General features: G+C 33.1%; 11 protein-coding genes. 10 read left to right on the forward strand and 1 reads right to left on the reverse strand.

Annotation, left to right across the window (positions count from 1 at the left end):
* The 10 genes from Q0828_RS08785 to Q0828_RS08830 all read left to right on the forward strand — a co-directional run bounded on the left by Q0828_RS08785 (position 1) and on the right by Q0828_RS08830 (position 12,294).
* The gene (locus Q0828_RS08785) at positions 1-432 is read left to right on the forward strand and encodes a lipocalin family protein (RefSeq protein ID WP_298419683.1); all 432 of its coding nucleotides are present in this window, start codon (positions 1-3) and stop codon (positions 430-432) included.
* Positions 429-2,477 (forward strand): family 20 glycosylhydrolase, encoded by a 2,049-nt coding sequence (locus Q0828_RS08790; RefSeq protein WP_298419685.1) that lies wholly within the window; start codon positions 429-431, stop codon positions 2,475-2,477. The genes Q0828_RS08785 and Q0828_RS08790 overlap by 4 nt, the downstream gene beginning before the upstream one ends.
* Positions 2,478-2,529: 52 nt before the next feature.
* Complete coding sequence (locus Q0828_RS08795) at positions 2,530-3,102, forward strand: LacI family DNA-binding transcriptional regulator (RefSeq protein ID WP_298419687.1); 573 nt, start codon at positions 2,530-2,532, stop codon at positions 3,100-3,102.
* A gap of 12 nt (positions 3,103-3,114) precedes the next feature.
* A complete protein-coding gene (locus tag Q0828_RS08800; protein WP_298419689.1) occupies positions 3,115-3,426 on the forward strand; it encodes a hypothetical protein in 312 nt (103 codons plus the stop codon).
* 10 nt (positions 3,427-3,436) lie between these two features.
* Positions 3,437-4,303 (forward strand): BadF/BadG/BcrA/BcrD ATPase family protein, encoded by an 867-nt coding sequence (locus tag Q0828_RS08805; protein ID WP_298419691.1) that lies wholly within the window; start codon positions 3,437-3,439, stop codon positions 4,301-4,303.
* A gap of 63 nt (positions 4,304-4,366) precedes the next feature.
* Positions 4,367-5,599 carry a T9SS type A sorting domain-containing protein gene (locus tag Q0828_RS08810; RefSeq protein WP_298419693.1) on the forward strand — a complete coding sequence of 411 codons (1,233 nt, stop codon included), beginning with the start codon at positions 4,367-4,369 and terminating at the stop codon, positions 5,597-5,599.
* Positions 5,600-5,676: 77 nt separating this feature from the next.
* Entirely contained in the window at positions 5,677-7,035 is a 1,359-nt protein-coding gene (locus Q0828_RS08815) for a Gfo/Idh/MocA family oxidoreductase (RefSeq protein ID WP_298419695.1), read from the forward strand.
* Complete coding sequence (locus tag Q0828_RS08820) at positions 7,035-8,114, forward strand: galactokinase family protein (protein ID WP_298419697.1); 1,080 nt, start codon at positions 7,035-7,037, stop codon at positions 8,112-8,114. The genes Q0828_RS08815 and Q0828_RS08820 overlap by 1 nt, the downstream gene beginning before the upstream one ends.
* Positions 8,115-8,116: 2 nt before the next feature.
* Complete coding sequence (locus Q0828_RS08825) at positions 8,117-8,998, forward strand: sugar phosphate nucleotidyltransferase (protein ID WP_298419698.1); 882 nt, start codon at positions 8,117-8,119, stop codon at positions 8,996-8,998.
* Between the two features lie 29 nt (positions 8,999-9,027).
* Positions 9,028-12,294, forward strand: a complete 3,267-nt coding sequence (locus Q0828_RS08830) for a VCBS repeat-containing protein (protein ID WP_298419700.1) — start codon at positions 9,028-9,030, stop codon at positions 12,292-12,294.
* Between the two features lie 193 nt (positions 12,295-12,487).
* Here Q0828_RS08830 and Q0828_RS08835 read toward each other — a convergent pair whose 3' ends face one another.
* A complete protein-coding gene (locus tag Q0828_RS08835) occupies positions 12,488-13,483 on the reverse strand; it encodes a hemagglutinin protein (RefSeq protein WP_298419702.1) in 996 nt (331 codons plus the stop codon).

The raw sequence follows: 13,483 nt of genomic DNA on the forward strand, positions 1-13,483 counted from the left end.
ATGAAAAATATCATACTTCTTTTCTTAATGCTTTTCGGTCTTAGTAATTGTGTTAAAAAAGAAGAATCAAAAAATATAGAAGGCACTTGGAAAATGGTGTATGCTGAAATCATAGAAGGTGACAGTATCGAACTAAAAGATCTATCAAATACAACTTTTATAAAAATTATAAATAAAAGTCATTTTGCTTTTTTCAATCAAGAAAATAATAGCAATGCTAACTTTTATGGAGGCGCAGGTACGTACACTTTACAAGGTGATAACTATACTGAAATTTTGAATTTTACAGCTGTAGAAGCTATAAAAAATCATCCATTCTCTTTTACAATTGAAATAAAAGGAGATACTTTAATTCAATCTGGAATTGAAAAAGTAGAAGCTGCAGGAATGGATAGATATATTATAGAAAAATACATTAAACTAAAGAAATGAAAAGAATTATTCTCATCATACTCGTTGGACTTTTTAGCCAATTAGCAACTTCTCAACATACATTGTCAGAGAAGTATAACTTAATGCCTTGGCCACAAGAAGTCCAAGAAAATAATTCTCAATTCAAGATAAACGAAACGCTTACAATCACTATTCTCGGGAACGATTCAAAGGAAAGAGTGCATAAAGCTGCTACTAAATTTCTAAGAAGACTTTCTGGTAGAACAGGCGTTTTTATTGATACAGGTTTTCCTGTAGAAAGTAATACGGCGTCTATTAAAATTAACTTTGAAACAGTTTCTGATTTAACAATACATCAGGATGAATCGTATACCTTGGAAGTTAAAAGTGATGCAGTTTTAATACAAGCAAAAACAGATGTTGGCGCTTTAAGAGCGCTAGAAACTTTACTACAGTTAACAACACACAATACTTCTGAATATTACTTTTCTGGTGTTCAGATTCAAGATGCACCACGATTTGTTTGGAGAGGTTTAATGATTGATGTTGCCAGACATTTTCAACCTGTAGCTGTTATAAAACGAAATTTAGATGCAATGGCGTCTGTGAAACTGAATGTTTTTCATTGGCATTTAACGGATGATCAAGGATTCAGAGTTGAATCTAAAGTATATCCAAAACTACAACAACTTGCGTCCGACGGTTTATATTATACACAAGCACAAATAAAAGATGTAGTACAATATGCTTCCAATTTAGGAATTAGAGTGATACCAGAATTTGATGTGCCTGGTCATGCTTCTGCTTTTCTAACAGCATATCCAGAATTAGGTAGTAAAGATGGTTACAAAAATAGCATCGAAAGATATGCTGGTGTTTTTGACCCAACATTAAACCCGACGAAAGAAGAAACATATGTTTTCTTAAAAAATCTGTTTACTGAAATTGCTCCGTTATTTCCAGATGAATATTTTCATATTGGTGGTGATGAAAACGAAGGGAAGCATTGGACAGAAAACAAAGAAATTCAAAAATTCAAAAAGAAACACGATTTAAAAACGAATCATGACTTACAAACGTATTTCAATATTCGATTGGAAAAAATCTTAAAAAAGCTCAACAAAAAATTGATGGGTTGGGATGAAATTATGACACCTACGATGCCAACAACAGCAGTAATTCATTCTTGGAGAGGTACAAATGAAGGTTTGGAAAGTAGCACGCTAATTGCTGCGGCAAAAAAGGGATATAACGCCGTACTTTCTAATGGATATTATATAGACAGAATGCTTTCTGTAAAGCATCATTATACAGTTGATCCAATTGGAGATGCAGTACTTACTACAGAAGAACGCAAACGAATTTTAGGTGCAGAAGCTACGATGTGGAGCGAACTCGTAACTCCGTTAACTATTGATTCTAGGATTTGGCCTAGAACTGCAGCAATTGCAGAGCGCTATTGGTCTGCTAAAGAAGTAAATGATGTTGATAATATGATGAAGAGAATGTCGACTGTAAGCCTTCAATTAGAAGAATTAGGAATTACGCACATTCGCAATAGAGATGTTATTCTGCGAAATATGGTTAAAGGTGAAGATATTAATTCATTAATTACGCTATCAAATATTTGCGAACCATTAAAGATATATACACGAAACGAAGGCGGTACAGAATACAAATCTTTTTCTCCTTTTACATTATTTGCTGATGCATGTACCGCTGATGCTAAAGATGCGCTTATTTTTAATAAAAATGTATCACAACTTATGAATGATAAAAGTGAAAAGAGTAATCAAAAAATAAATGATTATTTAAACAAATGGGAAGCAAATCATGATGCGTTTGTGAAAATTTCAAAAAATCCAATTGTACAACCTTTAGAATCTTTATCTGAAAACTTAGCGGCTATTTCGAAATCATTACAAGTGTCACTTCAAACTAAAAAAATTACATCGGAAGAATTCAATTTATGTAAAAATTATATCAAACAACTTAGAGAGCCATTTGCTGATACAGAATTAGTGATTGTAGATTCGTTAGAGAAGCTATTACTTTTCTGTAAATCAAATTATCTGACTAAATAATAAAAAGATGTTCAACTCAAGTAAAAAACCAATAAATGTTACATTAAAAGATATGGCAACTATCTTAGAGTTGTCTATATCTACAGTTTCAAAAGCTTTAAATGATAGCCCAGAAATAAGCGTTGCTACAAAAAGTAAAGTACTCGAAGTAGCAAGGTCACTTAATTACAAACCCAATATCATAGCTACGGCTTTGCGAAATAAAAGGAGTTTAATATTAGGTGTGATTTTACCCGATTTAAAAGATGCTTTCTTTTTAGAATCTTTAATTGGAATTACGGAAGAATCATCTAAAAATGATTACAAAATCATGGTATATCAATCGTGTAATGACTATAAAAAAGAAATCGCGTATACGAAATTGCTATCCGAAAGTAACATTATAGATGGCTTGATTTTTTCTTCTATAAAAGAAACCGTTGCATCAAAAAAAGCAACTCACATTCAGCGTGTTGCTAACAGAGGCTTACCAGTAGTATATATTAAAAATAACATCAAATTTTCTTCAGATATAATTGAAGAAAATAATACTGATTCAGAAAAAGACGGCTTTAAAACTGGTCAAAGCTGTGTGAAAAAATTATTAAGAAAAATTGAAAACGAGCAACTAAATTTAAGTGCTTAAAACAACTAAAAAGTGGATAACGAAACAAACATAACATTTACAAGTCCTTACCATCAATTGATTCGTAAAACCACGTTCTCATCTTCAAAGCTTTATCAGAAATTTATAAATTGGGTAAGCGGTGAATTTGATTTGTATTTACAAGATGAATCAAATGGATTGCATGTTTTTTTTCCAGAAGGAAAATTTCATATAAAAAGTGATACTGAAAGCGACACTATCGTTGTTGCCGAAATTCATTTAAAAAGTAAAGTGCTTCAAAAAGGCATTGATATGATTGACGAGATCATGTCTGTGTACAATCTATTAGCAAAAAACTCCTAAAACGAAACAAATGGTATTAATAGCAGATAGCGGTTCTACAAAATGTGATTGGATATTGTATGAAAGTAAGGAAAAACTGCCTTTACGAATTAGAACGAAAGGACTAAATCCTGTTATTTTAAGTAAAAAGGAATTCCAAAAAATCATCACTGAGAATTCAAAACTTTCGGCACATAAAGACAAAATTACCTCTGTCTGTTTTTTTGGAGCTGGTTGTGGTACTAAAAAAAATCAAGCTAAAGTTGAACTCATTTTAAACTCCTTCTTTGAAAATGCTACAGCTATCGTAAGAGAAGATATTATGGCTGCTGTTTGGGCAACTACCAATGAGCCTGCAGTTGTTTGCATACTTGGTACAGGTTCTAATTGTTGTTATTTTGATGGACACACGACGCACTCAAAAATACCTTCGTTAGGTTATATGGTGATGGATGAAGGAAGCGGAAATTATTTTGGGAAAAGATTGTTGCGAGGCTATTTCTATAAAAAAATGCCAGAAGAACTACGTCTTTCTTTTGAAGCTACATTCAACTTAAAAGAGAAAAAAGTAGTTGATAAGCTATACAAATCTGCAACACCAAATAGATACTTAGCGGAGTTTGCAAAATTCATGTTTGAGAATAGAGAACATACATACATTGCTAAGTTACTTGCAAAAGGAATGGCTAAGTTTATTGAAAATCATATTTTACAATATCGCGAAGAACTGAAAACTGTTCCGTTACATTTTGTAGGGTCTATAGCATATCATGGGAAAGATTTTATAAATAGTGAATTAAGCAAAAAAGGACTCTTAGCTACTAGTTTTGTGAGAAGACCTATGGAAAACTTAATTCATCACTTAAGAGAAGATAACTTTCATGTAGAACTAAATTGATTTTTTTAAAAATATTGGTAGGATAAAAACTTCGATAAGTGTTTTATTAGCAAACCAACACAAATGACAAAAAGAAACCTACTATACTTCATAGCTATTTTATGCTCTTGTATGCTAATAGCGCAAGACACTAAAAAAGTATTATTCCTTGGAAATAGTTATACTGCATCTAATAATTTACCATCATTGATAAGTAATATGGCTACCAATACTGGCAATATACTAATTTATGACGCTAATACGCCAGGAGGACATCGATTGATGAATCATGTCACCAATACAACAACGATTAATAAAATCAATGCAGATAATTGGGATTTTGTAGCCATACAAGCGCAAAGTCAGGAAACTTCTTGGGGACAAGCGCAAATGGAAGTCGAATTATATCCGCATGCAGCATCTCTAATTAATACCATACGAACTAATAATGCGTGTACAGTACCTTTATTTTATATGACTTGGGGACGAGAAAATGGAGATGCAAATAATTGTGCTTCTGCTCCGTGGGTTTGTACGTATGCAGGTATGGATGATGCAATTAGAGCTACCTACATTTTGATGGCAGAACAAAACAATGCACAAGTATCTCCTGTAGGAGCTGTTTGGCGTTATATACGTGCCAATCTGCCAAATATTGATTTGTACACTGGAGATGGTTCTCACCCTTCATTAGCAGGTTCATATGCAGCAGCATGTGCATTTTATACGATGATTTACAAAAAAGATCCAACTTTAATTACATGGAATTCCACGTTGCCAACAGCTACTGCGAATGCTATAAAATTGGCTGCGAAAACAATTGTTTTTGATGATTTGAATACATGGAATTTTACAGCATATTTCAATCATGTTACAAATATGAATGAAGTGACATTTACTTCAGAAAATGAATATGATAGCGTAACTTGGAATTTTGGAGATACTAATACTTCAACACAAGAAAATCCAGTGCATACCTATGCTGCAATAGGAGATTATCAAGTAACACTTACAGCGACTAAATGTGGTATAGAACATAGCTATACTAGAACTGTAAATGTTCCCTCTTTAAGTGTTTTAGATGCTACTATTGATCCAATTGAAATCTATCCGAATCCAGTGAAAAATGAAATTCATATAAAAAATACAACCAATCCGTTAATCAGCATCGAAATTTTTGATCTGAACGGGAAATTAGTGCTTACAAAAAAGAATAACCTAGATCGTATAATTGTAAACAAGTTACCAAACGGTGTATATTTTATAAAACTATATAGTCAAAACAGTAACACATCTTGGAAATTTATAAAAGAGTAGTTTTCTTATAACAGCTTCAAACTTCTCAGATAATTTCCTAGTTTTATAGATATCTTAACCAAACCAAAAAAAACAGGATGAAATCGAGAAGAAATTTCATAAAAAAAATAGCTGCTGCTGGCGTAGGTATTTCTATGGTTCCAAACCTAGCTTTTGGATCTATATTAAATACAAACAAGCAAAAACTTAAACTAGCCTTTATAGGAGTTGGACTCCGAGGAACGAATCATTTAAATAACTCTTTACAGCGAAAAGATATTGAAGTAACTGCTATTTGTGATATAGACCCTAAACGAATAGAAATTGCATTAAAAAAGATTGAAGAAGCTGGTTATAAGAAACCGAAAGTCTTTGGTAAATCTGATTATGATTATAGAAATTTATTAGACCTAAAAGAAGTAGATGCTGTAATCATATCTACACCTTGGTTATGGCATACCAAAATGGCTGTTGATGCCATGAAAGCAGGAAAATATACAGGTTTAGAAGTATCGGCTGCCAATACCTTAGAAGAATGTTGGGATTTAGTAAATACACATGAAGCTACAGGTTCTCATCTGATGATTTTAGAAAATGTAAATTACCGCCGCGATGTAATGGCTGTATTGAATATGGTACGTCAAAATGTTTTTGGAGAATTGGTTCACTTTAGATGTGGTTACCAACATGATTTACGTTTTGTAAAATTGAACGATGGAAAAACTCCGTATGGAAAAGGTGTTGAATTTGGCGAAAAAGGAATTTCAGAATCTAAATGGCGAACACAACATTCTGTATTAAGAAATGGTGACGTATATCCTACACATGGTGTTGGGCCAATAGCAACAATGTGTGATATTAATAGAGGAAATCGTTTTGTTTCCTTAACATCAAATGCTTCAAAAGCTATTGGACTTCACAATTATATTGTAAAACATGGAGGAGAAGATCATCCGAATGCAAAAGTAAAATTCAAACAAGGAGATGTCATTACCACAACCATTGAAACAGCCAAAGGAGAAACCATTATTGTAACGCATGATTGTAACTTACCAAGACCGTATTCATTAGGTTTTAGAGTGCAAGGCGCAAATGGTTTGTGGGAAGTAGATGGAAATAGAATATATATAGAAGGAAAGTCAGATCCACATCGTTGGGATGCTGCTGACGAATGGCTCAAAAAATACGATCATCCATTATGGCAAAAATATGGTGAATATGCCGCAGGTTCAGGTCATGGCGGAATGGACTTTTTTGTATTGAATGCTTTTGTCGAATCTGCAAAGCAAAACATTGCACCGCCATTAGACGCGTATGATGCGGCAGCTTGGAGTGCAATTACACCACTTTCTGAAGCTTCAATTGAAAACAATGGCGCGCCACAAGATTTTCCAGATTTTACAAGAGGTATGTGGGTAAAACGCACACCGTACAATTGGATTAAAAACACCTACTAATGAAGAAAATAATATCATTAGCTTCTGGAAGAACTTGTCTTTTTGGCGATCATCAAGATTACTTAGGTTTGCCAGTTATTACTTGTGCAATTGATAAATTTATCAAATTAGTAGCTGTAGAAAATAATTCTGCATGTTTCAATATATCAAAACCAGATATTAACGAACAAAGAACAATACAAATTGATGCTGTAAATGAACATACAGACGTCATTGGAGATCATTTTTTAGCAGTTTTAAAAGTTTTGAAAAAATATAACTGTATTCCAACAAAAGGATTTGATATTACGATCACAGGAACAATTCCTATCAATGCGGGACTTTCAAGTTCATCAGCAGTTGTGGTAGCTTGGGTGCAATTTTTACTAGAAGCTTTCGGATGTAATCAAGAAGTGACACAAGAATTTATTGCTCAAATTGCGTATGAAGCAGAAGTAGTAGAGCAAAAATCATCTGGAGGAAAAATGGATCAATATAGTATTAGCTTAGGTAATATTATATATCTGGAAACGGACGAAAGTTCAGCATACGAAACCATTCCTAAAAAATTACCAGGATTGATTATTGGTGAATCTGGTATTCCTAAAGACACTTTGGGCACACTGAAAGAATTAAAAGAAAACGCTTTACGATCTATTGAAAAGATAAAAGAAATTGATCCAAATTTTGATATAAGAAAGGTTGAAAAAGATGATATAAAAACCTATGAAAGTTATCTAACCACAGATTTGCAACCGTATTTCCGTGCGGCAGTTTTAAATTATTTGATTACACGAAAAGCATTGGTTGAATTTCAAAAAGAAAAATTGAACTATAAAACAATAGGTGATTTAATGTATCAACATCATGAAGTTTTAAGAGACTTACTTCATATTACAGTTCCAAGAATTGATAATATGATTGATGCCGCATTAGCTAATGGCGCATTAGGAGCAAAGATAGTAGGTTCCGGAAAAGGTGGAAGTATAGTAGCTTTAGCGCCAGAAGGAAAAGAACAACAAGTAATTGATAGTATTAAAAATGCTGGAGCTGTAGACGTGTATTTAGTAGCTATAGATACTGGAGCTAGAATCGTATAATTATGCATACAAACTTAATCATATTGGCAGGAGGCGCTTCTTCAAGAATGAAAAAGCAAACAACAGTTATTGACTTAAGTGAGCAAGAAATAGTAGAAGCAAATCAACGAAGTAAAAGTCTCATCAGTGTAAATCCTGATGGACGACCAATACTCGATTATTTACTCTACAATGCAAAGTTAGCTGGATATAAAAACATCTATATTGTTGTTGGGAAACAAAGTGAATTATTTAAACAATTCTATGGAAGTAAGGAAAAAGACAATGTTTTTCATGGACTCAACATTTCCTTTGCTACGCAACATATTCCGCAAGGAAGAATCAAGCCATTTGGTACTGCAGATGCCGTATATCAGGCTGTTACACAATATCCTGAATTGAACACACAGTACTATACGGTTTGTAATAGTGATAATTTATATTCATCTAATGCATTTTTAGCATTACGAAAAACAACAAGCGATCATGCTTTTATTGGATACGACAGAGATGCTTTGGAGTTTTCTATGGAAAGAATTGCACGTTTTGCTTTGGCTAAGCTGAATGTGAAAAATCAATTAGTAGACATTATAGAAAAACCTGCCTTAGATGAAGTTGATGATTACAAAGATGCTTCTGGTGTATTGAGAGTGAGTATGAACATCTTTAAATTTAAAGGAGCTACTTTTTTTGACTATCTCAAAGATTGTCCTGTACATACAACTAGAAATGAAAAAGAATTGCCTACTGCTTTATTAAATATGGTAAAAGATCATCCGGGCACAGTTGAAGGCATTCCATTATCAGAACATGTTCCTGATTTAACAGCGAAGGAAGATATCTCTATTGTTAAAAACTATCTGGCAAAGCATTATAAAAGCTTAGACTGGAATGACAGCAATTAATACTAAATAAATCTCCTGAAATGATATTTTTGAAAAAACATAAAATCTTTTACTTCGCGATACTTTTTTTATGCATTGGTTGTGCTGAAAAAACAGCGGAAAAGAGTGCTACATTATTTAGTTTGGTAAACAACGAGCACACAAATGTTCATTTCAAAAATGAGGTAAAAGAGAATCTATACTTTAACTTCTTAAACTATTCATACATATACAATGGCGGCGGAATTGCGGTAGGTGACATTAATAATGATGGATTGGAAGATGTGTATTTTTCTTCAAATCAAGGAAGTAATGCGTTGTATGTAAACAAAGGTGGTTTCGAGTTTGAAGATATTACTAAAACAGCGAAAGTATCTGATGAAGATGGTTGGACAACTGGTGTGAGTATGATTGATATTAATAATGATGGCTGGTTAGACATTTATGTGTGTAAATCAGGATCTTTAAAAAACCATAATCTTCGAAAGAACAAACTATACATCAATCAGAAAGACAATACGTTTAAGGAAAGTGCTGCTGCATACGGAATTGATCATTTTGGGTTTTCTACACAGGCGTATTTCTTTGATTATGATACAGATGGTGATTTAGATTTGTACTTGGTAAATCATCGTTTTGATTTTCGCAATAACACCAACATTGATCCTCGAATTCAACAACAAAAAGAACCGTACAATTCAGATCAATTATTTAGAAATGATGGACAACGTTTTACCAATGTAACACGTAGTGCAGGTATTGAAAATAAAGCTTGGGGTTTGAGTGCTTCTATAGGTGATTTTAATAATGACAATCTTCCAGATATTTATGTGGCAAACGACTTTTTAGAGCCTGATTTTTTATATATAAATCAAGGTGATGGTACTTTTAAAGATGAAATTCTAGAACGTTTCAAGCATATTTCTGCAAACAGTATGGGATCGGATTATGCAGATATAAACAATGATTTACAACCAGATTTGATTGTGTTAGATATGTTAGCGGAAGATCACATCAGAAGCAAAGAAAATATGGCAACGATGAGTACGGAAAATTTCCATGCTGTTGTTAATGCAGGTTATCACCATCAATACATGTCTAATATGTTACAACTCAATAATGGTGACGGAACTTTTAGCGAAATAGGGCAGTTGTCAGGTATTGCAAAAACCGATTGGAGTTGGGCGCCATTAATTGCCGATTTTGACAATGATGGATTCAATGATGTATTTGTGACCAATGGAATTGAACACGATCTTTCCAATCAGGATTTCAGAAATCAAATGAAAACCAACATTCAAAATCGTAAAAAAGTTTCCTTGGAAGAAGCAATCAACATGATGCCTTCAAATACATTAAACAATTATATTTTTCAAAACAATCACGATCTTACTTTTTCTAACAAAACTAAAGATTGGGGTTTTGATGTCAAAGTGAATTCTAGCGGAGCTGTATATGCTGATTTAGACAACGATGGAGATTTAGATATCATCACAAATAATCAATCTGCGGAAGCACAGATTTATAAAAACCATTCAGACGGAAACGCTGTTACTTTTTCTCTAGTCGGAACTGATCAAAATAAAAATGGAGTCGGAACTACGGTTCATGTATATGCTGACGGATTACAGCAATCCAAAACATTGTTGTTGAGTAGAGGTTACCAATCATCAGTTACGAATAAATTGCATTTTGGTTTAGGAGAAATCACAAAAATAGATAGCGTTGAGGTTTATTGGCAAGATGGTAAAAAACAATTACTTTCTAATGTCAAAATTGATGCATTAACGACCTTAAATTATAAAAACGCAACACAGAAGAAAGTAGAAAAACCGAGTTCAACAGGGTTGTTTGAAATTATAAATCCTACTGATTTAGGAATTGAATATGCTCAAAAAGAAAATGATTTTGATGATTTTGAATTGCAAGTACTTTTACCACAAAAGCAATCTGAAAAAGGAAATCCTTTAGCTGTGGCAGATGTGAATAATGACGGTTTAGATGATTTCTTTGTGGGAAATGCAAAAGGTGTTTCAGGGAAGTTATATGTTCAGCTAAGTGATGGAACATTTACTGAGAAAAGTCAAAAGTTGTTTGAAGGAGAGAAAAAATATGAAGACACAAATGCACAATTTATAGATGTTGATAATGATAAAGATTTGGATTTATATGTAACTTCTGGTGGTTATGAAAATGAAGAAAACAGTGTGTTGTTACAAGATCGATTGTATATAAATGATGGAAAAGGAAACTATACAAAGTCCAACCGCTTGCCTAAAATACAAACAAATACAAAAGCGATTACAAGTGGCGATTTTGATAAAGATGGTGACATTGATATTTTTATTGGTGGAAATACAACACATGGGAAATATCCACTTGCGGAAACATCATATTTGTTGAAAAATGAAAACGGAAAATTTACAAATACGAATGATGAGGTCATTTCTGAAATTTCAGAATTACAACTAGTCAATGATGCACTATTTACGGATTATGATGCGGATGGCGATTTAGATTTAATTGTTGTTGGCGAATGGATGCCAATTACCATATTTGAAAACAATAACGGAGAATTTGAAAAAAAAAATCTTCCTGAACTTAACAAAACTATAGGTTGGTATCAATGCATTACAGAAGCAGATATTGATAACGATGGTGACAAAGATTACATCATAGGAAATTGGGGAACGAACAATAAATTTCACCCAACCAAAGAAAAACCTTTGCATATATATGCGGGGAATTTAGATCAAAATACTTCTTTTGATATGGCGTTGAGTAAAGTTTCTAAAACGGGAGAATTACTTCCAGTTCGCGGGAAACAATGTTCTTCTCAACAAACTCCAGTTTTAAATAATAAAATAAAAACCTATAAAGAGTTTGCAACTTCTACATTGACTGAAATATACGGACAAGATAACTTAGCCAATGCTACACATTTAGAAGTAACAAATTTTGAATCGATCATTCTTAAAAATAATGGTGATGGTACTTTTAAAGAGCAACGATTACCCAATCATGCACAATTTGGACCAACCTTAAGTATAGCAACACACGATTTTAATACTGATGGTTCTCTAGATATTTTTGGTGTTGGAAATGTCTATGATGCAGAAGTAGAAACCATTCGTTACGATGCTTCTAAAGGCTATATATTAGTAGGAAACGACAACGAAACGTATCAATATGCAAAAGATTCTAGTTATCTCAATCATTCGGAAGCAAAATCCATTCAAAAAATTGAGATACGTGGCGTAACGCACTTTATTATTTTAAACAAAAATGCCGAATTAAAAATTTTAAAACTCAACTAATTGATTTTATAAACACATTAATCTCCCTCAAATCCTCTACCAAAAAGTTCGAACTTTGAATGCTCGCGGTCACAAGACAAAAGCCTTACTAGCAATAGTAAGGCTTTCTTTTTTTTATATGAGAAAATTTTACAAATCGTCCTACAGAAACCTTTATTAAAATAATAGTACGGTTTTAATCATACTATATATTTTAGTTTGTTGGTAGTTGTTCTAGGATTTGATAGGTACTAAAGTTTAAAAAATTCCCTGGATGTGCCAATACGTTTTGTAAGATGATAGGAGTATCAGGCGAAGTTCCTGTGTATTGTGTATTTCCGTCCATATTGACATCATGCATGTTGTATCCGCTGACTACAAATGTTGGGAAACTTAAAAAATTACCTGCATCATTCAGCACGAGCGATAAAATACTTGGTGAATCAGGCGTAGTTCCTGAGTATTGTACGATTGCATCTCCATTTGCGTCTCCTGCCCACATAGCAACTGTACCTGTAGGAATTCCAAAAACCGTTTGCGCATTGGAGCCAAAAGTCTGAGTTGTCGGATTGGTAAAATCGACACTTGTCACAGAACTATTGAGCGTAATTACATTGGCAGACATTATTCCCAAATGATTTCTATGTTTTATAACTACATAATAATTGGTTGGTGCTGCGTTTAATTCTAGTGTTGAAACACCATCTAAATCTACAATATCTCCATCTCTCTGTACTAATGCTGATTGTGCGCGCACTATTTTTGTATCGTCATTTGCTTGGCGTATTTCTATCCAAACCCAATCTACAATATCGTTTTGTGTCATTCCTGTTCCAGAAGTTCCACCTAAATTGAAAACAGTTGCTACTACGGTAGCTGTATCTGCATACGGAGATGTAATTGGTAAATGATCATTTGATCTTAAATCATCATTCATTAATCCAGCTGTTGCTGGATTTAAAAGTGGTCCTTGTAAAAATATTTTTGGATTGATATTAATCTTAAAATTTGTTGTTATAAAACCTTCAGAAACAGAAAGCGTTGTAGTAGAATATTCTTGTATGTTTGTTTCTCCGATAGTGTAGAGTATTTCTATTCCTTCAGCTGTAGCTGATGCTCCACCACTATCAATACTATATTTTTCTATGGTTTGAGTAAACCCAATATGACTTACTAGTAATACTATTAGTACTATATATTTTGTTCTCAT

The organism is uncultured Kordia sp. (genome assembly GCF_947496985.1).
GTDB lineage: Bacteria > Bacteroidota > Bacteroidia > Flavobacteriales > Flavobacteriaceae > Kordia.

What these genes read in the sequence shown, in the direction of transcription:
- Q0828_RS08785 (WP_298419683.1), top strand. Translation starts at nt 1, where the DNA reads ATGAAAAATATCATACTTCTTTTCTTAATGCTTTTCGGTCTTAGTAAT.
- Q0828_RS08790 (WP_298419685.1), top strand. Translation starts at nt 429, where the DNA reads ATGAAAAGAATTATTCTCATCATACTCGTTGGACTTTTTAGCCAATTA.
- Q0828_RS08795 (WP_298419687.1), top strand. Translation starts at nt 2,530, where the DNA reads ATGGCAACTATCTTAGAGTTGTCTATATCTACAGTTTCAAAAGCTTTA.
- Q0828_RS08805 (WP_298419691.1), top strand. Translation starts at nt 3,437, where the DNA reads ATGGTATTAATAGCAGATAGCGGTTCTACAAAATGTGATTGGATATTG.
- Q0828_RS08810 (WP_298419693.1), top strand. Translation starts at nt 4,367, where the DNA reads ATGACAAAAAGAAACCTACTATACTTCATAGCTATTTTATGCTCTTGT.
- Q0828_RS08815 (WP_298419695.1), top strand. Translation starts at nt 5,677, where the DNA reads ATGAAATCGAGAAGAAATTTCATAAAAAAAATAGCTGCTGCTGGCGTA.
- Q0828_RS08820 (WP_298419697.1), top strand. Translation starts at nt 7,035, where the DNA reads ATGAAGAAAATAATATCATTAGCTTCTGGAAGAACTTGTCTTTTTGGC.
- Q0828_RS08825 (WP_298419698.1), top strand. Translation starts at nt 8,117, where the DNA reads ATGCATACAAACTTAATCATATTGGCAGGAGGCGCTTCTTCAAGAATG.
- Q0828_RS08835 (WP_298419702.1), bottom strand. Translation starts at nt 13,483, where the DNA reads ATGAGAACAAAATATATAGTACTAATAGTATTACTAGTAAGTCATATT.